Origin of the sequence: Vibrio sp. M60_M70, assembly GCF_037162085.1 — a bacterium.
Taxonomy (GTDB): domain Bacteria; phylum Pseudomonadota; class Gammaproteobacteria; order Enterobacterales; family Vibrionaceae; genus Vibrio; species Vibrio diabolicus.
Window position 1 is genome coordinate 1,434,970 of sequence record NZ_JARLUL010000002.1, and the last position, 23,011, is coordinate 1,457,980.

Annotated in this window: 18 protein-coding genes, 1 tRNA gene and 2 pseudogenes; 6 read left to right on the forward strand and 15 right to left on the reverse strand. The window is 45.6% G+C overall.

Going from position 1 to position 23,011, the window contains the following annotated elements; all coding sequences use genetic code 11:
- Positions 1-6 precede the first annotated feature (6 nt).
- Positions 7-876 (reverse strand): amidohydrolase family protein, encoded by an 870-nt coding sequence (locus P4S59_RS22035; RefSeq protein ID WP_337169061.1) that lies wholly within the window; start codon positions 874-876, stop codon positions 7-9.
- A 58-nt stretch (positions 877-934) separates the two neighbouring features.
- Positions 935-1,828: an alpha/beta hydrolase gene (locus P4S59_RS22040; RefSeq protein WP_167418992.1), complete on the reverse strand. Its 894-nt coding sequence runs from the start codon at positions 1,826-1,828 to the stop codon at positions 935-937.
- Between the two features lie 154 nt (positions 1,829-1,982).
- Between P4S59_RS22040 and P4S59_RS22045 the strand changes: the two genes are divergently transcribed.
- Positions 1,983-2,939, forward strand: coding sequence for a GlxA family transcriptional regulator (locus P4S59_RS22045; RefSeq protein ID WP_005375751.1), 957 nt, complete (start codon positions 1,983-1,985; stop codon positions 2,937-2,939).
- 28 nt (positions 2,940-2,967) lie between these two features.
- Here P4S59_RS22045 and P4S59_RS22050 read toward each other — a convergent pair whose 3' ends face one another.
- The 9 genes and pseudogenes from P4S59_RS22050 to P4S59_RS22085 form a co-directional block, all read right to left on the reverse strand.
- Complete coding sequence (locus P4S59_RS22050) at positions 2,968-4,329, reverse strand: MmgE/PrpD family protein (RefSeq protein WP_337169062.1); 1,362 nt, start codon at positions 4,327-4,329, stop codon at positions 2,968-2,970.
- A 14-nt stretch (positions 4,330-4,343) separates the two neighbouring features.
- Positions 4,344-5,180: a nitrilase-related carbon-nitrogen hydrolase gene (locus P4S59_RS22055; RefSeq protein ID WP_337169063.1), complete on the reverse strand. Its 837-nt coding sequence runs from the start codon at positions 5,178-5,180 to the stop codon at positions 4,344-4,346.
- 4 nt (positions 5,181-5,184) lie between these two features.
- On the reverse strand, positions 5,185-6,066 hold the full coding sequence (locus P4S59_RS22060) for a glycine betaine ABC transporter substrate-binding protein (protein ID WP_337169064.1): 882 nt from the start codon (positions 6,064-6,066) through the stop codon (positions 5,185-5,187).
- A 35-nt stretch (positions 6,067-6,101) separates the two neighbouring features.
- Positions 6,102-6,836, reverse strand: a complete 735-nt coding sequence (locus P4S59_RS22065) for an ABC transporter permease (RefSeq protein ID WP_006742426.1) — start codon at positions 6,834-6,836, stop codon at positions 6,102-6,104.
- Entirely contained in the window at positions 6,833-7,789 is a 957-nt protein-coding gene (locus P4S59_RS22070) for an ABC transporter ATP-binding protein (RefSeq protein WP_337169065.1), read from the reverse strand. Before P4S59_RS22070 ends, P4S59_RS22065 begins: the two co-directional genes overlap by 4 nt.
- 34 nt (positions 7,790-7,823) lie before the next feature.
- Positions 7,824-8,138: pseudogene (locus tag P4S59_RS22075) on the reverse strand (ABC transporter permease); the annotation flags it as partial.
- Between the two features lie 290 nt (positions 8,139-8,428).
- Positions 8,429-8,965, reverse strand: a complete 537-nt coding sequence (locus tag P4S59_RS24435) for a methyl-accepting chemotaxis protein (RefSeq protein WP_374043502.1) — start codon at positions 8,963-8,965, stop codon at positions 8,429-8,431.
- Positions 8,963-9,742 (reverse strand): annotated as a pseudogene (locus P4S59_RS24440) (PAS domain-containing protein); the annotation flags it as partial. The gene P4S59_RS24435 and the pseudogene P4S59_RS24440, both read right to left, overlap by 3 nt.
- A gap of 354 nt (positions 9,743-10,096) precedes the next feature.
- The gene (locus P4S59_RS22085; protein ID WP_104970111.1) at positions 10,097-11,290 is read right to left on the reverse strand and encodes an acetate/propionate family kinase; all 1,194 of its coding nucleotides are present in this window, start codon (positions 11,288-11,290) and stop codon (positions 10,097-10,099) included.
- Positions 11,291-11,653: 363 nt separating this feature from the next.
- Between P4S59_RS22085 and P4S59_RS22090 the strand changes: the two genes are divergently transcribed.
- Positions 11,654-13,192 carry a putative bifunctional diguanylate cyclase/phosphodiesterase gene (locus P4S59_RS22090; RefSeq protein WP_337169067.1) on the forward strand — a complete coding sequence of 513 codons (1,539 nt, stop codon included), beginning with the start codon at positions 11,654-11,656 and terminating at the stop codon, positions 13,190-13,192.
- Between the two features lie 73 nt (positions 13,193-13,265).
- Here P4S59_RS22090 and P4S59_RS22095 read toward each other — a convergent pair whose 3' ends face one another.
- On the reverse strand, positions 13,266-15,200 hold the full coding sequence (locus P4S59_RS22095) for a DEAD/DEAH box helicase (RefSeq protein ID WP_337169068.1): 1,935 nt from the start codon (positions 15,198-15,200) through the stop codon (positions 13,266-13,268).
- Between the two features lie 413 nt (positions 15,201-15,613).
- Between P4S59_RS22095 and rnb the strand changes: the two genes are divergently transcribed.
- A complete protein-coding gene (gene rnb, locus P4S59_RS22100; protein WP_012842481.1) occupies positions 15,614-17,617 on the forward strand; it encodes an exoribonuclease II in 2,004 nt (667 codons plus the stop codon).
- A gap of 72 nt (positions 17,618-17,689) precedes the next feature.
- The gene (locus P4S59_RS22105; protein WP_084742270.1) at positions 17,690-18,499 is read left to right on the forward strand and encodes an AraC family transcriptional regulator; all 810 of its coding nucleotides are present in this window, start codon (positions 17,690-17,692) and stop codon (positions 18,497-18,499) included.
- Positions 18,500-18,539: 40 nt separating this feature from the next.
- Here P4S59_RS22105 and P4S59_RS22110 read toward each other — a convergent pair whose 3' ends face one another.
- Positions 18,540-18,893: a DUF3024 domain-containing protein gene (locus tag P4S59_RS22110; RefSeq protein ID WP_337169069.1), complete on the reverse strand. Its 354-nt coding sequence runs from the start codon at positions 18,891-18,893 to the stop codon at positions 18,540-18,542.
- Between the two features lie 266 nt (positions 18,894-19,159).
- Between P4S59_RS22110 and P4S59_RS22115 the strand changes: the two genes are divergently transcribed.
- Positions 19,160-19,984, forward strand: coding sequence for a phosphate ABC transporter substrate-binding protein (locus tag P4S59_RS22115; RefSeq protein ID WP_005391035.1), 825 nt, complete (start codon positions 19,160-19,162; stop codon positions 19,982-19,984).
- A gap of 59 nt (positions 19,985-20,043) precedes the next feature.
- On the opposite strand, the gene P4S59_RS22120 is transcribed toward P4S59_RS22115, so the two are convergent.
- Positions 20,044-20,724 carry a MaoC family dehydratase gene (locus tag P4S59_RS22120; RefSeq protein WP_054868278.1) on the reverse strand — a complete coding sequence of 227 codons (681 nt, stop codon included), beginning with the start codon at positions 20,722-20,724 and terminating at the stop codon, positions 20,044-20,046.
- A gap of 329 nt (positions 20,725-21,053) precedes the next feature.
- Here P4S59_RS22120 and P4S59_RS22125 point away from each other — a divergent pair.
- A tRNA-Ser gene (locus P4S59_RS22125) sits at positions 21,054-21,144 on the forward strand.
- Between the two features lie 162 nt (positions 21,145-21,306).
- On the opposite strand, the gene P4S59_RS22130 is transcribed toward P4S59_RS22125, so the two are convergent.
- Positions 21,307-22,857 (reverse strand): methyl-accepting chemotaxis protein, encoded by a 1,551-nt coding sequence (locus P4S59_RS22130; RefSeq protein ID WP_337169070.1) that lies wholly within the window; start codon positions 22,855-22,857, stop codon positions 21,307-21,309.
- Between the last annotated feature and the right edge of the window lie 154 nt (positions 22,858-23,011).

The window sequence follows — 23,011 nt, forward strand, 5'->3', positions numbered from 1 at the left end:
GCGGAGTTAAAAGCGGTAGAGGCGCTTGGGGTTATCGACCAGAATCTTGCCAAACAGTGTCGTATCTTGCGTCCAGTGCCACAAGGTATCTAACAACTGGCCATCATTTGGCATCTCAGCAGCAAAACATGGGTGAGGCCAATCCGATCCCCAGACGCATTGCTCTTCATTCGCTTCTAACAAAGCTTGAGCAAACGAAGAAACGTCATCATAAGGCGGTGATTGAAGCGACAAACGATACGGCGCCGACAATTTTGTCCACACTTTCCCTTCGGCCTTAAGCTTCAATAAGGTTTGAAAACCAGGATGAGAAATAAGCTTGTTTGTTGGCATATGTCCAAGATGATCAATCACTACGGGCACGGGTAAAGCCCTTAATCGCTGATATAAGTCATCAAACTGCGAAACATCAATTAAGCATTGAAGGTGCCAGTGTCGCTCTGCAAGGCGAGCCGCTAAACGTTCAACATCACGCCACTCAATACCACCTTTAAACAGTAGATTCATCCGCACCCCACAAAATCCCGCTTCTTGTAGCTCATCCAGCGTTTGCTCGGACACATCCGCATCCACGACCGCGACGCCTTTGTAGTCGTAACCTTGCTGGCGTAAATACCGTAATGTATCAAGATGCAACTGGTTGTCATTGCCATACACACTCGGCTGAACCAGCACGCCATGACGGATGCATAATTGCTGGTGCAAATGCAGGTACGCGCCGACGCTGGCATCAGGTGGTGTGTAGGTTCGCGTTTCACAGTACGGATAACGTGAAGAAAAAACGTGGGCGTGACAATCAACCGCGCCTTCAGGAATCGCGATTGTTGGTTTATTTACAAATGGGTCAGCCGCTTCACAAAATGGAATTATGCTCATCGAAAATCATCCTGTCAGAAAGGTAGAGGTGCCATCAACGAAAGCACCTCTTAAAGACTTAACTGAAGTTCTCACTCAACCAGTTCGCGATCACGCCAGAGAACTGAATAAACTTAGGATCGTCGTCCAACATCCACTCGGTGTGACCACCTTCCGGCAGTAAGAATAGAGATTTCGGCCCAGGGTATTTCGCGTACAGCGACTTTGCTTCGGTCACTGGGTGAAGGTCGTTTTCTGCACCGTGCGCAATCAAGATTGGCGCGTCTGCAAATCGCTCGTCCAGTAGAGCTTCCGGTTTGAAATTGATGAGAGAATCCGCAAAGTCCAGATCAGATGTCACGCCGTAGCCTGGCGCTTTGACCAGTTCAGTGAATACATATTCGCGGCTTACTGGATCAAGCGGGTAGATTTCAAATGGATCAATCCCCTGCTTTTCTCCACCAAGAGCAAGACGTGTACGCTCTTCTAACATAAATTGACGGAACGCTTTCCAGCCGTGCTCGCCACGTTGAGCAACCTGAACACGTACCGCATCATAAAAGCCGTTCATGGAGATAAGGCCATCAATCGCATCTTGGCAAACTCGGTAAGCATCAAGAATTAATCCCCCCGCCATGCCCCAGCCAGCCAGTACGACTTTGCGCCCTTCCTCGTTAGCGCGCTGTTTCACAACCGCAACCGCGTTGGCGATGTCGCGTACTTGTTCATCCAGAATAACTCGCTCACGAATACCCTCAGATTCGCCAAAGCCACGGTAGTCAAATCCGAATACCGTAAAGCCCTTCGCAGTTAAGGCTCTCGCGTAACGCTCTGGGTGAATATTTTTTTGCCCAGTAAAGCCTGAGCAGACAATAACGATCGGTAAGTCTGGGTTGTTAACGTTCTCGTCAGTAAAGAAAGCGCCATCAAGGCGTAGACCATCACTAATTACTGGGGCTTTTTGTTCAATCATAATTATCTCGTCCAAATGAATGTGTATGCTCGACAAAGAACTCCTTGTCTTAAGTCACATCATGTTCGAATTTTGATAGCAATAATTTAACAATTGCGACATTCTTATCCAGAAATACGACATAGATGAACTGCCCACTTGGTGACCACAGAGAATGAAAACGACACACACGTATCGCATTGGTTTTTTCCTTATTCCTGATTTTTCGATGCTCTCTTTTTCGGCGGTTATCGAACCTCTTCGAATGGCCAACCGCCTCGCTGGTTGCGATTTGTATCAGTGGGATATTTATGGATTCGAAGATAAAGAAGTATCGGCCAGTAATGGCGTTTCATTCTCGCCAACACAGTCAGTCAACAACATTGCTCATTTAGACTTGCTGCTGGTTGTAGCAGGTATTGGCGCCCATGTTGCTGCTGCGAGTGGCTCGGTGAACCAGTGGTTAAAGCAAGCGCTTCGTCAAGGCATCGCCGTGGGTTCGACTTCGACAGGCAGCGTGTTGTTAGCAAAAGCTGGCCTGTTAAAAAACAAAACGTGTACCGTGCATTGGGAGTCCGCCAACAGCCTGGCAGAGGAGTTTCCAAACATTAACGTGACCAGTGAGTTGTACGAATTCGACCCACGCACACCAACTTGTTCGGGCGGCTTAGCCGGTTTGGATATGATGCTTCATTTAATTACAAACCAACATGGGAGCGACTTGGCGAATCAAGTGGCTGAGCAATGCATTCACCCTGCGATTCGACCGGCGCATGATAAACAGCGGATGTCGTTAATCCGTAAACACAACATCCGCCACCCGCGCCTGCTCGACGCTGTAGAGATCATGGAAGCCAACATGGAAGAGCCGCTAAAGTGCTATGAAATTGGCGAGCAAGTAGGATTATCGGTCAGGCAGATGGAAAGGTTATTTTTGCAATACTTGCAAGACAAACCAGGTAATTACTACCTTCAATTGCGCTTAGAGCGCGCTCAACATTTGCTGTTGCAAACCATGCTGTCCATTACTCAAATCAGCACCGCTTGTGGGTTCAGTTCTACATCGTATTTTGCGCGCTGCTACAAAAAACGCTATGAAAAAACGCCGCGTGAAGAGCGACGTTTAGCTTAAGATTGAGTAAGAGAAAAGAAGTTCGATCTCATCGTGATGTGTCAGGCGACGTGCCAGGCGGCTTATCGGACAACGTGCCTTGGTAAAGCAGTGATAGCCAAGTAAGTACCTGCTCTTTACTGGCTTTATTAAGTTGCAAACAGCCCTCTTCTATCGCTGACACGCGCGAAGCGGGCAGTTCTTTCTCTGCCAAAGTACGAAACTTACCTCGCATCTCGTCTCGACTGAGCGGATTTTCAGGATTACCTCGCGCAATACAGGGAGGCGAAGTCAGTTTGTCGCCATTTTTCAACGTCACCACGACATGCGCCCAGCGTTCGGCTGGAAACTTATCATTGTAAGCAGGCTCTTCAATTAACTTCATCCGCTCCGTAATTGCCAAGCGAGCAGGATCTTTCAGTCCTTTGGTAACGGCTTCTACCGTGACCGTATTATCCATGACCGCACTCGCGACTGAAAATGGCAAACTGTACTGAGCCTGCTCGGTTGTCTCAGGGCGCTTGGTATGCAGGCACACCGCCTGGTGAAAGCTGTGAACTTCGATAAGTTCAATCTCATCAGGTTTTAGTTTATTTTCTTGTTGCAGTGCTCTCACCGCTTCAACCGCAGGTTGAGCCCAACGACAAACCGGATACGGTTTAAAGTATTGCTCCAGAATATACCAGCGCTGCCCTAAATCTGCCCACAAAGCGTGAGTTTGTTGGTCCAGCAGAGTCACGGCTGGCGCGCCAGTAAATCCTTCTTCTGCCAGCTCTGCACTGGCAAAGCCCACCATTGCTCCCCAGCCAGAGCCGTCTTTGAGCATGGTTGGATGTTCAATACAACGCATCATTTGGCTGCGTGGACCATAAAACTCAGCAATGCCGAGCGCATGCTCTGTTTGTGCCTCCGTTAAGTCTTTTCTTCTTGCAGACACCGCAGCGACGCCCAACGCATTCCAAGCACCAGAAGTATGATAATCACAAGCGGTTTGATGCAGCGCGATTCCGGCGCGAGTTGCTATTTCGTAGCCAATGACGAGGGACGTTAATAACTCTTCTCCCGTAACTGCTGACTCATGCATACTGGCGAGCAGCCCCGGCAAAACAGCGACGCCAACATGGCCTTTCGTCAGGACTTGGCCGTCGTGCGCGTCCATACTGTCAATCAACATGCCGCCATATAGAGTCGCCCCACAACCACTAGCTGTGTGATCAGAAAACAGCATCGGCGTATCACCGGCAAACTGCTTCTGCGCGAGTTTGGCTACCATGTTTTGCAGCTGCGTCGCTTTACCAGCTGCGGCGACACCTAACAAATCCAAGACGCAATATTTCGCTTGTTCAATAACGTCAGCAGGAAGCTGTTCAAAGGTTAATTCGTGAATAAATCGATGAATAGATTGCATCATCTACTGCTCCAGTTTTAGCGTTTTGCCTTCGACAATAGCGTTGTGATCAATGGTGTATTGCTGTCTCGCATGGTAGGCAGCTCGAATCTGGCTTTATCAATATCGTCCAATGACAAGGTCGCAGTTATCAAGGTTTCACCATCTTCTGCCTGCGCCAATAGCTCACCCGTTGCAGACAAAATACAGCTTCCTCCCCAAAACCACGCTTCTCCCTCTGGCCCGTAACGATTAGCCATCAAGACTGGGGTTCCGTAGAGCACCGCATAGAATTTAACGTTAACCAACCAGTTGTCTTCATTGGAAAAGTCTTTACTGACAATCCTGCTGGCCGAGTTGATCGGCGCGAGCAAGATTTCAGGCTTATCGAGTAGCGCGCAATGAACCAAAGGTGGATTCCATAAATCGGCGCAAATTAAAACCGAGCCTCGCCAATTATCATCAAGAGACACGCTGGTGGTTGCGTCTCCCGAATGAAACCACTTGCCCTCTTCAAGCCCACCATAGGTTGGTAAATTGATTTTGCGATGCACAGCAACCACCGTACCACCGAGCAACCAAGCCATCGCGTTGTAGTACTCTCCCGGAGCGGCCTGTTCAACAAAGCCGACAATTACGGACATGTGCGGTGCAAGTTGCGCAAGCTCTTTAAGCCGAGCATCATCACGCTTCATGGCGACTTCACGCACTGAGGATTGGAGCTGGTATCCGGTCAAGGAGAGTTCAGGAAACAGCAATAGCTGCGACCCCAAGGCCGCAGCTTGCTTTATGTAATCCTGATGAGTATTCAGATTGGCATTCACATCGCCTAACTGGGCGTTGATTTGGGCCACACTAACTTGCAGGATAGTCATGGTATTACCCCAAGTTATGCTCAGATAGGAACTGGCTTGCGACTTCTGAGATCGAACGTCGCTCCACATCAACTTGTTGATTCAAAGTCGACATCGTATCGCCATCGATCGCCGCAGAAAGCGCGTTCATTTGCTCGGCAAGCTCTGGGTTCACATCTAGCGTTTCTTGGCGAACCACAGGAGTGATCGCGTAATCAGGGAAGAACTGTTTGTCATCCGTTAAAACGGTAAAACCGAATGCTTTGATACGACCATCTGTTGCAAATACAAGCGCAGCATCGACTTCTTTCCCTTTCAGCGCATCATAAGTTAACCCAGTATCCATGCGTTTCACTTGGTCACGTGAAGCTTTGAATTTGTAGGTTTTCTGTAAAGGTCGGAAGCCATCTTTTCGTGCATAGAATTCCGCATTCAAAGCAATGGTCATTGGCGGGTCTTGGCGCATTTGCTCGGCGAAGTCGGATAAGGTTGAAATGCCACGTTGTTTCGCATCGTCACTGCGCATAGCGAGCGCGTAGGTGTTGTTCGCTTTTGAAGGGTTAAGCCAAACTAGGCCTTTCTTGGCATCCAGTTCCTTAACGCGTTGATACACTTGCTCTGCTGGGAGCTTGTCTTTGACTTTGTTGTAAATGATCAGTGATGTGCCCGTGTATTCCCAATAAAGATCAATCTGGCCGTTTTCTTGCGCTTTACGCAAAACCGCACTGCCCATGCCCGAACGTTTATCAACGTCGTAGCCTTTTTTGGTTAAATATTGAGACGTGATCTCCGTTAAAAGCTGTTGTTCTGTAAAGTTTTTACCACCTACGACGATTTCCGCGGATGCGTGAAAACTTGAAAGCAGTACACCAACGGCCAGCAAGCGGCGAGTAATTTGCTTCAACATGTTTGACTCCTGTCTGTGTTCAATTTTTAGGATTGTTATTGTCTAGCTCTAATAGGGTTACAGCCTTTAGGTACAGTGACATAGGAAACGGCTCCTACCACACTGTCGATAGCGATAGCCAGCATCGCTGTAGGAATAGCGCCTGCCAGCATCATGATGGGTTCATCCAGATCAATACCGGTAAAAATGAGCTCCCCTAACCCACCACCACCAATTAAGAAGGCCAGTGGAACGGTGCCCACGTTGACAGCTAACGCCGTGCGGATACCGGCAAAAATGACGAACAGCGCATTAGGAATTTCAACCTGAAACAACATTTGTAACTCGGTCATACCAATGCCTGACGCCGCTTCTTTTAAATGAGCGGGCACTTCTTTCAGTCCGATATAGGTGTTTCTGACAATCGGTAACAACGAGGCAATCGTCAGCCCAAATACCGCTGGCACGGTGCCAATGCCAAGAAAGCTCATTGCCAGCGCAAGAATGGCTAAAGTAGGAATCGTGGTCCCCACATTCAAAACCTGCATCGCCGATTCTGCGACTTTCTGAAAACGGGGACGGCTGAGCAATACGCCGACGGGAATCGCGATTAGGATCGCCAATCCACCAGACAGCAGCACCAGTTCAATGTGCTGAACCGTCAAATAAACAATGTCTTCTTGGTAGTAGAGGAAATCATCGATCGTACCCGCGCCTTGTAAATAAATACCCAACGCAAAGACACACGCTAATAAAACGAAATAGTAGGTTTGTTTGAGCTGATTGGTCACGATGCCTCCTTAGCCTGATGCAATGGCTGTGGCTCACTAAGAGAGGTATCGCGCTGATAAGTTGCGCCTAGATAATGGGTAATGCCGCGCTGTGTGACTTCGCCCACTAAGCGGCCATTCTCGTCAACACACGGCATCCAAACAATGTCGTGCGTGAACATCTTCGACGCGACTTTACGCAGATCATCCGTGGTTCGGGCGATTGTTTTCAGGCCGACATAATGTTCGCCGCAGTACCCCTTCATATTGATTGCGGTAGCTTTTGGCACATAACCGATAGGTTGGTGTTGGTCATTCACTAATATCACGGCGTCGCGATACCCATACGCGTCAATTTTGGTTAGAGCGTCGGCAAGCGTATCGTTAGGTTTCACGTACGCAAAAGTGGTCTGCATGACGGACTCAGCCGTCACTAAGCGTAGACGTTTAAGTGCGCGATCATCTCCGACAAAGTTTTTCACGAAATCATCTTTCGGGTGTGCGAGCAAATCGTCAGGCGTATCGTACTGAACCAGGTGACCATCACGGAAAATCGCAATTCTATCGGCCATTTTGACCGCTTCATCAATGTCATGACTGACAAACATGATGGTCTTGTTGAGCTCTTGCTGCATTTTAAGGAACTCATCCTGAATTACTTCACGGTTGATCGGGTCAATCGCACCAAAAGGTTCATCCATCAGCATGACGGGAGGATCCGCCGCCAGCGCTCGGGCAACACCAATTCGTTGCTGCTGTCCGCCAGACAACTCATTTGGATAACGATTAATGAAGACACTAGGATCAAGAGCCACCATCTCCAATAGCTCTTTTGCACGCGTCATGTACCTTGCCTTATCCCACCCTAATAACTTGGGAACCACCGCGATGTTTTCGCCGATCGTCATGTTGGGAAATAAGCCAATTTGCTGAATAACATAGCCAATGTTGCGGCGCAGAGTGACCGTATCCATCCCAGAAGTATCTTCACCACCAAGATAGATCTTGCCCGATGCCGCGAGCAGCCTCTCGGAGTGACGGTTCTACGTTGTGAATGGCGGTATAAGTGTTGCGAATAATAGGCAGCTGAGAATAAAGCAGTACGGTAATCACGGCGGGCACGTAGCCAATCCCATGACCAATGGTCGATAAGAGAGGAATCATCAAACCAAACAGTGCGATTGAAGGAATGGTGATAATGATGGATGCTACGTAAAGCACCACTTTCGCAACGCGCTCATTTTGTGTGATAAGAATGCCGATAGGTACGCCAGTTAGGATGGCAAGCCCAACAGCCAGAGCGACCAAAGAGATGTGCTCCATGGTAAGCGTACCTAGCAGCGCTAAGTTATCTATGGTGAAATTTAGTAAGTCCAAGTAGGTCTCCCCCAACTGTGATTCGCAACCAAGTTAACAGGAGATTAAATTACGCTACTTTTTATTAACAGTGTTGTAAAATAGCGACACGTTAAGATAGAAATACGAAATATTAAGGAGGGAAATAATTGGCTTTCTCATCACCAAAAAAAGCGCTTTATTGGCGATGAGCAGCAGTAGTAAACAAGTTGATTATATCGGAACTGAAAAAAGCCATTGATAGCATGAAGAACCAACTACAATGAGCGGTTAAATTGCTCCACAGCCTCTACGACACGGCTAGCGCCATCTTGTATTTCGTTCATCACATTCCCCGCTTTTTCTGAAAGTTCTAGCGTATCTAGTGCTTCTTTTTGACATTTGGCGATCAGTTGGACAGCATTATCGGTTCGCTCTAAGTTTTCAGTTACCATTGAGACAATTTCATCCGTGGTCGCATTGGTTCTTGTGGCAAGCTGTCTCACCTCGTCAGCCACCACTGCAAAGCCTCTACCATGCTCACCCGCGCGAGCTGCTTCTATCGCCGCATTTAACGCTAGTAAGTTAGTTTGGTCAGCAATACCACTGATGCTATTAACCAGTTCACTAATGCGTGATGAGTGCGCTTTGAGCTCGTCAATGGCCGTATTCGCTTGCTGCATTTGGTCAGACAGTGTTTGCACCTTTTCTAGCGTCGAACCTATCACTTGCTGACCTTGCAGTGTTTGTGTTCCGGTCTCTTGAGAAACTTCATTAGCCAATTGCGCAGCCTGAGCCATTTGCTGCTCTTGCATCACCTGCTGGGTGATGTCGGTCGCGAACTTGACGACCTTGTAGAGCTCTCCTCTATCGTTATGGATAGGGTTATAGGAGGCTTCTAACCATACTTCTTCACCGTAACGGTTAACTCGCTTAAATCGGTCTGAAGCAAACTGCCCTTTTGCCAAACGTTGCCAGAACTCGCGATAAGCTTCAGAACCAGCCTCTTCCTGATCGCAGAACATACGATGATGCTTCCCTTTAATTTGATCCAGTGTATAACCCATCGTACTAAGGAAATTATCATTGGCCTTTAATACATTACCATCTAACGTGAACTCAATAACCGCCATAGAACGGCTCAGCGCATTCAGCATGTCCTCTTGCTCACGCGATGCTTTGATCGTTCGCGTAAGCTCAGAAGCAAACACAAAAAAGCTTTCGGCTTCTTGATGTTCGTTTAAAACAGGCTGGATAACCGTTCGTAACCACGCTTCTTCGCCGTTGCCTTTAAGTACTTGCATCGCGCCATTCCAAAAGACTTTTTCCTGAACGGCTCTCTTCATTCGATGAAAGTGATCTGTATTGCGCGAATTTGATGGCACCAACTCGGTAATCGGTTTCGCTAAAACATCTGCATCAGTGAAAAAGAGTTGTTGGTGAAGTTTTGTATTTACAGAGGTAATGCAACCTTTCTTATCCAGCGTTAAGCGAAGCATTTCTTCATCTAAACTGTGTTGGATTTGCTGCAAGCGTTGCAGATCCTGCTTTAATCGTTGGTTTTCTTGCTGAAGCGACTTATTAAAAAACATAACTTTCTCTCATTTGACTAATCTTCGAACTAGTCAACGGTTTATTATTTATATGCCCAATAGCCTGCAAAGATCCGATTTCGTTTGATCGTTCTTCAAACGCAATTCCTGTCTCCGAGCTGAGACACCTACATGGCATAAGGCTATTTTTCTTTGGTATGACTTAAGCGCAGTATACTGAAATTTCTTCACTGCCCAAGTTGTTTATATATTTATCAATATTAAGGCAATTGGCAGCTATTAGAGATCCGTATTAATGCGGCTAGTTGTATGGAGAAAGGATGTATTGGGATCAAAAAAAGCCCTTTCCATAAAGGAAAGGGCTTTGACTTAGTTCCCAAAATTTTTGCCGTTTTACAGCAGTTCCACCGACTGTTGAGCGATTACCCACTCTTCATTGGTAGGAATAACTAGTGCTTTCGCACCGAGCAACTCAGATGTTGCGATAACACCTGCGTTGCCAAATCTTGCATCTTCGTTGCCTTTCTCATCTTCAACAAAACCTAGCAGTTTTAGGTTTTTCAAGATTTCACGACGAATTGGTAGTGAGTTTTCACCAATACCACCAGTGAAGATGATGCCGTCTAATGAATCCAGAGCAGCTAGGTAAGAAGTAATGTATTTCGCAACACGGTAAGTGAAGATTTCAAATGCCAACTTCGCACGTGTGTTACCCGCTTCCATGGCTTCTAGTACACCACGTGCGTCACTTGTTACACCGGATACACCTAAGAAGCCTGACTTCTTGTTCATCATCTCGAAAACTTCGTCTTTTTCCCAACCTTTACGGAAAAGGAACTCGATAACACTTGGGTCGAGGTCACCACAACGAGTGCCCATCATTAGGCCAGCTAGCGGCGTCAAACCCATACTTGTATCAACACATTCGCCATTTTTAACCGCACTCACTGATGCACCATTACCTAAGTGCACGGTGATAAAGCTGCTTTCTTCAACCGGTTTATCTAGCATTTTCGCTGCTTCACGGCTTACGTAGTAGTGGCTTGTGCCGTGAGCACCGTAACGACGCACTTTATGCTCTTCGTAAAGCTCGTAAGGAAGCGCGTACATAAACGCTTTTGCAGGCATTGTTTGGTGGAAAGCAGTATCAAACACAGCGAATTGAGGCAGTGAAGGGAATGCTGCCATTGCTGCTCGCATGCCTTCTGCATTCGCTTTGTTATGAAGTGGCGCTAGCTCAGCAAGACGCTCAACTTCTTGAATAACTTTTTCATCGACTTTTACTGTGCCTTTAAAGGTTTCGCCACCAGCAACAATGCGGTGACCTACTGCTACAAATTTTGAGCTCAAACCCAAAGTCTCGAGTAGTTTTACCACTCGCTCAACAGCGTACTGATGATGGTTACCGCCAGCAGGAATTGCTTCAACGGTTTTTTCTCCCTGATATTTCCAACTGATTTCAGCTTCAGGTAGGCCAAAACACTCACCAATACCTGATACCAAAGCTTCACCGGTTTCAGAATCAATAACAGCAAATTTTAATGAAGAGCTACCAGAGTTGATCACCAGTACAAACGAATTAGACATGAAATAGTTATCCTGTTGTAGAGCAGAGGTTGTAATAGCGCTTGTGCGCTGCGTACTTCTTGTTTGCCCCTCTATTATTCAATAATTTTTTAATCTTTCAACAATCTTTTAGTAAAAGCGATTTGATTGAACAAATTTTGTTGATCTGTAGCAAGTTTTGATTTTATTTGAAGACTAAAAAATATGACTTGTTAAACATAATTTATGAATAGGTCAATTTGTACAAATTCAGAGATATGAGCTACGTTGTTTATTGGGTGAACAAAAATAATAAACCAATCAATAAATCGGGGTAATAATGTGCCCACTATTGCATTTCTATTAGTGATCTTAGGTTTGATTTTGCTCTGCTGGGGATGGCAGATGACAAAAAACATCTGCTCGAGAACTGATGTACCCGGGTGGACTTTCCTATTGTTGTTAATCAGCTGTTTCATTTTTGCGTATGCCGCTTTTTTACACGCTATAATGGAAAAACCTATCGCTTCCCTCTTGGAAACCGGAGTTTCTCTCATTTTATTCGGTGGCAGCATTTTTGTGGTGCTGGTTATCAAATGGAGCAACGACTCCATACTAGAACTTCATACCGTTGCTGAAAAAGAGAAGCGTAATGCCGTTCACGACGCACTTACTGGACTCCCTAACCGTAAATACTGCTTTGAGTTAATCGAAGATAGAATACAGTCTGGAGACCCTTTCTCAGTGATCCTTTTCGATGTCGTTAACTTTAAACAAGTCAACGATGCTATGGGACACTTTTGTGGAGACCAACTACTGATTCAAATTGGGCAACGTCTCCAAGAGAAACTTAAAGGCAGTGACAAAATTTTCCGCGTTGGTGGCGATGAATTTGTCATCCTCACCTCGTCAGCATGCGAGGAAACAGGCAAAAGTCTCATCGAAGAGTTAGATTCGGCACTGTCTAATCGCTTCCATTTAGATGAGTTTCAAGTCTCTTCCCGCGTTGTTTTCGGTGTCAGTACCTACCCTTATGACGCTCTGTCCAATGATCTATTGATAAAGCACGCAGACATTGCCATGTATCACGCCAAACGAAATGGCAATCTCTTTGCATTTTATAATGAGGACATGAACGTCGGGGCCAAGTACCAGCTCGAAATCTCTTCTCGTATTCAATGTGCGCTGGAAAAAGAGGAGTTCCAGCTATACTACCAACCGTTGATTGATGCACATACTAACTTAGCTGTCGGCTTTGAAGCCGTGATCCGTTGGCATGATGAAAATGGTAAAACGATTTCGCCTAACGACTTCATCCCCATCGCGGAGCGAAGTAATCAAGTGCACAACATCACCATGTGGGTCCTCAACCAAGTTGAAAAAGATCTCCAGACCTTTATAGAAAAAGACATCAAGCTTCCTGTCCACGTTAACTTATCTGCAAAAGATCTCTCGTCTAATTTATTGTTCAACCGCTTGGAAACACTGCTCAAAGTAAACCCTCAATTTGCTGACCTTATAAGCTTAGAGATTACTGAAACGATGGCGATTGATAGAGTTGTTGAGCTCAACCCCCTAATTCACCAAATCAAAGGATTGGGTATTAAGATCAGCTTGGACGACTTTGGCACCGGGTATTCATCTCTGTCGCTTTTGAGAGATCTCCCAGTTGATCAAATTAAAATCGACCGATCATTTCTTTGTACCGCAAGCCGGACAGAGGGCACCCGCTCTATCGTTGAGAACACAATAGCGTTAGCGCATGGCCTAGGGTATTCAGTCGTCGCAGAAGGCGTTCAAGACATGGATACACTGCATTTTTTACGCAGTCGTGGCTGCGACATCATTCAGGGCTACTTGTTCTGCCCAGCCCTCCCCTTAAACGAAGTCATTAGCTGGGTAAATGAGCACGACGAAAAGCAAAGCCGTATTCGACGCGCATAAAAAAGCCGAGCATTTCGCTCGGCTTTCAATTCTTGCGGCAATTTAATCAATTGCTCTAATCACTGATTCGTGATTATGCTTCTTGAGTGCGACGACCACGGCCGTGACCACGCTCACCACGGTGGTTACCACGGTGATCACCACCACGGTTACGATCGAAGCGACGTTCGCCACCTTCACGGTTACCATCGCGGTTGCCGTCACGGTTACCACGGAAGCCACCTTCGCGACGACCGCCTTCACGACGATCACCACCACGGTTGCCGCCTTCGCGGTTGCCACGGTAACCGCCGCCATCACGACGACCGCCATCGCGACGACCACCGTCACGGCGACCACCACGAGACTCTCGGAAGTCATCGAAGTCACATACTACAGCACCAACATCTTGTTGACGGATGCGTAGTTTGCTTAGCTTGCCCGCAGCTTCAGAAGTCATTGCTTTTGGTAGCTGAACGAATGTGTGGCCTTGTGCTAGCTTGATCGCACCGATAGAGCCTTTACCCAGGCCTAGTTCGTTCGCTAGAGCACCAACGATGTCTTTAACTTGAACACCTTGCTCGCGACCAACTTGAAGCTGGTAAGTATCCCAATCTTGGTTGTTGAAGTTACGACCGCCGTCACGACCACCTTCACGGCGCTCTTTACGGCGTTGCTTATCACGCTCAATCGCTTCAACCATTGGGTCTTCGCCAATGTAGAATAGAGGACGTTTACCTTGCTGACGCTTAAGAAGCATAGCAGCAAGCGTTGCTGGGTCGATTTCTAGAGAAGTTTGTAGTTTCTCTACTAGCTCAGAAAATTTGTCTAGAGCTTTGTGCTCTTTCTCAGCTTCAAGCTCAGCACCTAGCTTAGCTAGACGAGCTTCAGCAACTTGGTCACGTAGAGGAAGTTGAATCTCTTCCATAGATGACTTAGTTACGCGCTCGATAGTGCGAAGCATACGGATTTGGTTAGTGCGAACAAGAAGGATCGCTTTACCTTTACGTCCAGCACGGCCAGTACGACCGATACGGTGGATGTAAGACTCAACATCGAATGGGATGTCGTAGTTGAATACGTGCGTAATACGTGGGACATCAAGACCACGTGCAACAACGTCAGTTGCAACTAGGATGTCGATAACACCTTGTTTGATGTGATCAACAGTACGCTCACGTAGAGACTGAGGAATGTCACCGTGCAGAGCTGCCGCTTTAAAGCCACGTGCAGATAGCCAATCAGCTAGACGCTCAGTGTCTTGACGAGTACGTACGAAGACGATTGACGCGTCAGTTTCTTCCGTTTCAAGAAGACGAGACATCGCTTCATCTTTCTCTACACCTTTCACTACCCAGAACTGCTGTTGAACTTTGTCTACAGTGTGGTTCTTACCAGCAACGTCAACCATTACAGGCTCACGTAGGAAGCGCTCAACGATTTTCTTAAGCATCGGAGGCATTGTTGCAGAGAATAGAACGCGTTGAGCAGACTCTGGTGCATGTTCCATGATCGCAGTAACGTCATCAACGAAACCCATGTTTAGCATTTCGTCAGCTTCGTCTAGTACAAACGTGTTTACTTCATCTAGGTGTAGACGTTCACGGTTGATAAGGTCTTGTACACGACCTGGAGTACCAACAATAACTTGTGCACCGCTCTTAAGAGCGCGCATCTGATCTACGATAGAAGCACCACCGTAAATCTCTAAAACTTTAAGACCCTTGATGTTCTTACCAAGGTTTTTCATTTCAGCCGCAACCTGAATCGCTAACTCACGCGTTGGCGCAAGAACGATAGCTTGTGGTTTACGTTGGTTGAGATCGATCTTATTTAGAAGAGGCAGAGAGAACGCTGCCGTTTTACCTGTACCTGTTTGAGCTTTACCCAGCGCGTCAGCACCTTCCAACAGGTGTGGGATTGCCGCAGCCTGAATTGGAGTTGGTGACACGAAACCCATTCCGTCTAGAGCAGAAAGGATAGAATCATTCAGAGATAAATCGCTGAATTGAATAACAGAATCTTGCATTGGGATCCTACTTAATTAAACAAAAAAACAGTCCCATATGCTCTTCCAATTCGATACTGATTCATCCAGTTACTGATTCCATTCAGACAGGAACACAGCACAGTACACAACCGCGATAAGCCATTAGGGACGACTAAGGGAGGCGGATTATTCCTTAAAAGCATAAAAAAAGCCAGAAAAAATTGAATTACATCACAATTTATTCTCAATAATGGCATTTTTAGCATATTTTTCCACCAGCCCCACCATTCCCCGTAGATTTGCGCAGCTCGCAGATGAGTTTTTCATCAATATTTAAGCCGATTTCCTGCAATTCGATCAGCAAAATTCACGGCGAAATTGCGCTCCACAGGTAGTAATAATAGCTCGCAATGATTATAGTGTGCCCAACTCCATAGGTAATTTAAGAAAAGATGTTTCAAGATAACCCACTACTCGCTCAGCTTAAGCAGCAAATCCAAGAAAACCTGCCGAAAAAAGAAGGCTCAATAAAAGCCACAGATAAAGGCTTTGGCTTTTTGGAAGTGGACAGCAAGACTAGCTTCTTCATCCCACCTGCGTACATGAAAAAGTGCATGCACGGTGACAAAGTCGTCGCCATTATCCGCACAGAAAATGAACGCGAAGTTGCAGAGCCACAAGAGCTGTTAGAACAAGCCGTGACTCGCTTTATTGGTCGAGTCAAAATGTTCAAAGGCAAGCTAAACGTAGCACCTGATCACCCACAGCTTAAAAAGCTTTCTCTTAAAGCGAAACTAAAGAAAGGTCTAAAACCTGACGAGTTCGCTGAGGGAGATTGGGTTGTCGCACATCTTATTCGCCACCCTCTAAAAGGCGATAACTCTTTCTTCGTGGAAATTTCTGAAAAAATCACAGACGCGAACGACAAAATTGCACCTTGGTGGGTAACGCTTGCTCAAAACGATCTACCAAACTCTGAGCCAGCAGGCATCGAGAACTGGGAACTAAAAGACGACGCCGATCTAGAACGCGTAGACATGACACACGTTCCTTTCGTGACTATCGATGGTGAATCAACCAAAGATATGGACGATGCGCTGTACGCGAAGAAAACCGAATCTGGCGATTTCGAACTGACAATCGCTATCGCAGATCCAACTGCCTACATCACACCAGAAGATGAAATGGATAAAGTAGCACGTGAGCGTGGCTATACTATTTATCTTCCGGGCCGCAATATTCCAATGCTGCCTCGCGATCTAGCAGACAACCTATGCTCTCTGATTGAAGGCGAAATCCGCCCTGCTATTTGCTGTACCGTAACCGTAAATAAAGACGGCGTCATTGGCGACGATATCAAGTTCTTTGCAGCAAACATCAAATCACACGCACGCTTAGCATACGATCACGTGTCTGATTGGCTAGAAAACGGCAGCTCAGAAGCATGGCAACCATCTGAAGAGATCGCGACAATCGTTCGTGACCTTTACGACTTTTCCCTTGCTCGCGCAGAATGGCGTGAGAAAAACGCAGTGGTCTTCCCAGACCGTCCTGACTACCGTTTTGAGCTGAGTGAAGACAACGATGTGGTTGCTATCCATGCAGATATGCGCCGCAGTGCAAATCGCTTGGTTGAAGAGTCAATGATTACCGCAAACATCTGTGCTGGTCGTACACTGCGCGATAAATTTGAAACAGGTGTTTTCAATACTCACGCTGGCATTAAGACTGAGAAGATTGAAGAAGTGGTTCAACTTGTCAATCCAGAAGGTGCACTAGAATTCACAGCGGAGTCAATTACCACTCTAGAAGGCTTTGCTGCATTGCGTCGCTGGTTGGCTGCGCAAGAAACCTCTTACCTTGATAATCGTATTCGTAAGTTCCAAGCCTACAGTGAAGTAGGTAATCAGCCTCTTCCTCATTACGCTATGGGGCTGGATATCTATGCGACTTGGACATCACCAATTCGTAAGTACGGCGATATGATCAACCACCGCATGTTGAAGGCCGTCATCCTAGGCAAAGAGCCAGTGCAAAAACCTGATGATCAAGTCGGTGAAGAACTAGCTCTGCACCGTAAACATCATAAAATTGCTGAGCGAAATGTCTCAGATTGGTTATATGCACGTACGCTTGCTGATGAGCCGAACAAGAAAACTTGTTTCACAGGTGAGATTTTCGATATTAATCGTGCTGGTGCACGTGTCCGACTTCTCGAAAATGGCGCAGCAGCCTTTATTCCTGGTGCACTAATTCTTGATAATAAAGAAAGAATTGAGTGCAATGGCGACAACGGTACCATCTCTATCGATAAAGAGGTCGTATACAAACTTGGTGATACATTGGAAATTGTCCTTGCGGACGTAAACCAAGAGAACCGCAGTTTAGTTGCAAAGCCAACCCAGGTATTTGCTGAACAACCAGCAGCACAAGCAGAACAGACTGTAAGTGAATAATACCGAATGAAGTTAAAAGGCGCTCTATTGAGCGCCTTTTTTATTTGTTATGTAAAAATGATAAGAACGAATATGCCGAACATTGAGATCATTCGCTTTAATCACTTCACTGCGCGCAAAAGTGAGCGTTACACCGCAACACATAATGGCTTATATGTTGTTGAAGAAGGTGCCCTATTAGTTCATCAACCAAATGGTGAACAGTTTGAACTTAAAGCAGGAGATTTTACTCTCTACAACTCTGCTGATTTGAGCAGCGCAGAAGCCATCCCTAGTGAAAATGGCTTTAAAGCACTGGCTCTAGTCTTCAACCCAAATCTATTCTGTGACTTTAAAAAAGCACACCCAATGCTACGCTCCAAGACGGAAGAAAGGCGCTTCTATCCTTTTTCAGCGCAAGCCAGCAGCGAAGTAGCACAACTAAAAGACACATTGGTCAACTTAGCGAGTCGCAATGCTCCAGACTACACACAAGGTCATATCGCAATGGCACTGCTGTCGTTAATGGTGGAGGTAGAGCCAAACATCCTATCAATCATAGATGACGCAAGCAGCCTAAGCGACTCTCAAAAGGCCATCAAGTATATTGAGAACAATATCGAGAAAGATATCACTCTGGAAGGCTTAGCGGCTCATATGAGCATGTCTATCGCGACCTTAAAACGCCGCCTCGCCGCAGAGGATCTTTCATTTTCACAGATATTAAAAGTGAAGCGGATCAACTTCGCCGCAACCCAGCTGCGCATGTCAGAAAAATCTATAACAGAAATAGCGTTTGAATCCGGGTTTAAAAGTGCAGCGCATTTCAGTACCGCATTTAAATCGGTTTACAACATGACACCGAAAGACTTTAGAAACCAAGTCGTTAAATCCAAAGCATAAATTATGGCGACATTGGCAGCTGTTAGAATTGGAGCGTTCCCTATTCCCAAAAACACGCTTGAGGATCGCTTTCCAATTCGGTGAGTAGTTCTTCAAGCGTTTGGCTGTATGGAAGTGGCTTATAAGGTATCCACCTTAATAATTCGTTGCGGTACGTTGGGACGTAGAAATACCAAAGCTGATTGCCCTCATCAAACACGATCTTCGCGACGAGAGAGGTATATTCGCTGTGCTGTGAATCAAGAAGAAAATGCGCTCTATGAAGCTCGACACCATTCTCCACTGGCTCATATAGGCACTTACCCTGCTCGACAGGCAGGTTAGCATTACGCGCAGAGCAGAGCGATTGAACTGATTTGTATAAACGACTTGTCGCCATTTGGGACACTGACATCAACGTTCTCCCGATGGATGATAGTTAGAGCTGTCGATCCTAGTATATAACCTTTACACCACCATCGATGGTGATTATCTGCCTACCTCAAACAAAGGGTGGCTATATTCTCATTTATTCAGATTATCATCTCACTTTGCTTGGAAACGCTACCTACATCACCTCTTGGTTAGAAAGAATTCCCTTGTTTAGACCCGACAATTCACAAAAGTGTAACCTGAACGCAATATCATAAACGCTGCTTTATACCGTATATGGAGTTTAATATGTTACGTTTTACTGTGGCGACGTTATTGGCCATAGCAGTCTCCCTCCCCGCCATTGCAAAAGAAATTAATATCTCTGGGTCAACCTCGGTTGCTCGCGTAATGGATGTACTTGCAGAGGAATACAACAAAACACACCCGGACGATTACATTGCAGTTCAAGGTATTGGTTCTAGTGCGGGTATTACAATGGTTAATAAAGGCGTAGCCGAGATTGGGATGAGCTCTCGCTATCTGACAGAAAGCGAAAAAGGTGAAGATCTCAACGTATATCCTATCGCTTATGATGGCCTAGCTGTTGTTGTAAACCGTACAAACTCTGTAAAAAACCTTTCTCAACAACAACTGTTTGATATCTACAAAGGTAAAATCAAGAATTGGAAAGAGGTTGGTGGTGCAGATCAACCTATCGCTGTTGTCACTAGAGAGGCGTCTTCAGGCTCACGCTACAGTTTTGAAAGTCTGCTAGGACTAACCAAAATCGTAAATGATCGCCTCGTCTCAGATATCAGCCCGAACAACTTGGTTGTAAATAGCAACAGCATGGTAAAAACCATCGTGAACCATAATACTCGTGCAATTGGGTTTATTTCTGTGGGATCAGTAGATCGCTCAATAAAAGCGATTCAATTAGATGGTATTGACCCAACTTCGGCAAACATTAGCAATCACAAGTATAAATTGGCGCGGCCATTCCTAGTACTCTACAAAGTCAATAAGATTAGCGAACCAGGTAAAGGGTTCGTCACCTTCCTTCGCTCAGAACAAGGACAAAAAGCGATTGCTGATTACGGTTACACTCCAGTAAAAAGCTTTAATCAATAAAACCAAAAAGAGAGCATATTAATGCTCTCTTTTTATATGTTTTCTATCTGGCTCTGGAATTAGAAATGCAGTTGAATAACAGAAACGACAACAGCACCAGGTCGACGAATACCTTCGATTTCCACTTTAATTTCACGCTCAATCTCCAAACCTTTTTTGATCGGCGTTACTTTTGTTAACTTGCTGACAGCACGAACGTTGTTTCCTGCTTTAACAGGGTAAGGGAAACGAACTTGGTTTAAGCCTAAGTTAACGACCATTTTGGCTGTTGGGAACATTGGCTTATCAGGGTCCACTGAGTCAGTCAATTTAGGCAACAATGCTAATGTTAAAAAGCCATGAGCGATGGTTGTCTTAAATGGAGATTCAACTGACGCACGTTCTGGATCTGTGTGAATCCACTGCATGTCTTCCGTTACCGCACCAAATTGATTGATACGTTCTTGAGATACATGCACCCAGTCACCAGTGTGAATCACTTCACCAATTTTTTCACTTAACTCGTCATACAGCTTTTGAGCCTCAGGTGCCATTACGATTGGTGCAGGTTGAGGCGCAACCTCTTCGTTAACAGCTGGCTGTTGGTGATCACGAACTTTTGAGAAAAGAAAGCTATTCTGAGCTTTTCCCAAAAAGTCACTCCAATAATCGCGTAACGTTGGAGACATCCAATTCATAAACTCGGATTGATGAGCAGAAATCGCATCAACTTTGTCTTTAAATAGATTTGTGACCTTCATAAACACCCTTAAAAAATTTAAGCACAACTGGCTATACCAGTTAATTTTGAATTAGTTCACAAAGTCTTGCAAATACTTTCGGGCGAACACCTGTACCCTAAAAGCAAGTTATTTCTTAAATATCATAAAGATAACAATAAAACACCATTTTATTGACTTGCGCCAAGATAAAGTAAAAACTCTATAAATTGCTACTATTTGTCTCTTTTTTACCCCATTTTCAAACTGTTTAACATCACATCAGCGACTATAAAACGAGCAAACAGTACTTCTATTATAATTCAGCACTTTACAAGTCGGACTATGCTCCCTATTATACGTTCCGCAACGGAGAGATGGCTGAGTGGTTGAAAGCACCGGTCTTGAAAACCGGCATACGTTAATAGCGTATCTAGGGTTCAAATCCCTATCTCTCCGCCACTTATTTAGAAAGCTCGCATTTATTGCGAGCTTTCGTCGTTTTAGTGCTTGTAAAATGACGGAGGTTCGAACCCCTAGTCGTATACGGCCCCAGAACTTCACCACATTCCAATAAAGAGCCCGCTAATTTTTAGCGGGCTCTTTATTTCTATTTTCTAGTGTTTAAGCAAACTTCTTAATCATTTCGGATAGTTCATTGGTACAACTTTGCACTTTAGAGTTCATCTGATTCGTTTCTGTCATCAGATCATACGATTCACTGTACTTTAAGTTAAGCGACTGGATGTTTTCGTTAATCTCATCCGTTACGTAAACCTGTTCTTCTATCGCTACCGCAATTTGTTGATTTCGCTCGACTACATCCTGAACGAGAGATTGCAGCTGTTGGATGCTCTCTAAAGCCGTGCCTAATAATGTTACCGTTCCGGTCGACATTTCATTGCCTTTCTCTAGCGCAGAAACCGCTGATTTACTGCCCTTTTGAATTCCCTCAATGGCCGCTTTAATTTCTGTTGTCGATTCCTGTGTTCTTTTAGCAAGGGTTCTCACTTCATCCGCAACGACTGCAAACCCTCTCCCTTGTTCGCCTGCCCTCGCCGCTTCAATTGCTGCATTCAACGCTAATAAGTTGGTTTGTTCAGCAATATCATTGATCACTTCAACAACAGTTCCTATTTGCTCGGTTTGTTGGTTCAAACGCATGACCACTTTAGAGATTTCGCCGAGCTCATCCACCAGCTCTAGTACCGAGTGGTTAACATTATCGATAACGCTACGGCTATCTGTCATCGTGTTCTGCGCTTCCAGCGTAGCATCGGCCGTCGCTTGAGCATTATTTGATATCTCAGATGATGAGGCTTGCATCTCGTTGACCGCTGTAGCGACCGAGTCGATCTCTACTTTCTGTGCACTCAAGTTTTCCGTCACTTGCTGACTATTAGTCGCAGCACTGTTGGCACTTGCACGCGTTTCTTCGCAAGAGTCTTTTACAGACACCCCGACTCGCCCTAATAGCGCATCTGCAAATTGCTTACGCATCTTCATACCCAGCTCAATTTCAGCCAGATCGTTAATTTTTCCGCAATAAATATACTCCATTAGTGGATTGTTGAAGTCTTGCCTAGCCTGTCTAGCAAGCTTCTCAACTGGCCTGGTTAATACATAAATTGAGAACACGGAAAGTAATGCAGCAATGCCAAAGGCCACCGCTGGTGATTGGTTCATTTGTAGAGTTAGCAAGCCAAGAAGGTTGGAAATGAAAAGAAAGAAGGCTGATCTCATCCACAAACGCGTACGAGGAAGATACATTTGCAATGGTTTACCGTTATTCCGAAGCTTTGAATACGCTTTTTCCGCTCGTTGAACGTGTATACGCTCAGGTTTAAATCGAACCGATTGGTACTCAACAACTTCACCATTGGATTTGATAGGAGAAGCAAACGCATCAACCCAATAATACCCTCCGTTTTTACGTCGGTTTTTCACCATTCCCATCCAGTGCTTTCCAGTTTTCAGGTGAGTCCATAAATCTTTAAAAGCCTGTTTCGGCATGTCGGGGTGGCGTACAACATTGTGAGGCTTACCGATAAGTTCACCATCATCAAACCCCGCGACTTCATTAAAGTTTTCACTGGCATATTTGATATAGCTGGACGTATCGGTGATAGAAACTAGGCTGTAACTCGAAGGGTAATCATATTCCGTTTCACTCATAAACATGTGTCCTTACATTGATTAATTAAATAAACGGCAAGTATGAGTGTAGCAGCATAACATTTATGCGCATAATGATAAGCTCATTGTAAAATTCAATGAAATTACTGATAGGTCAATTTATTACCTGCAAACATAGTGGCGGTTTCACTCT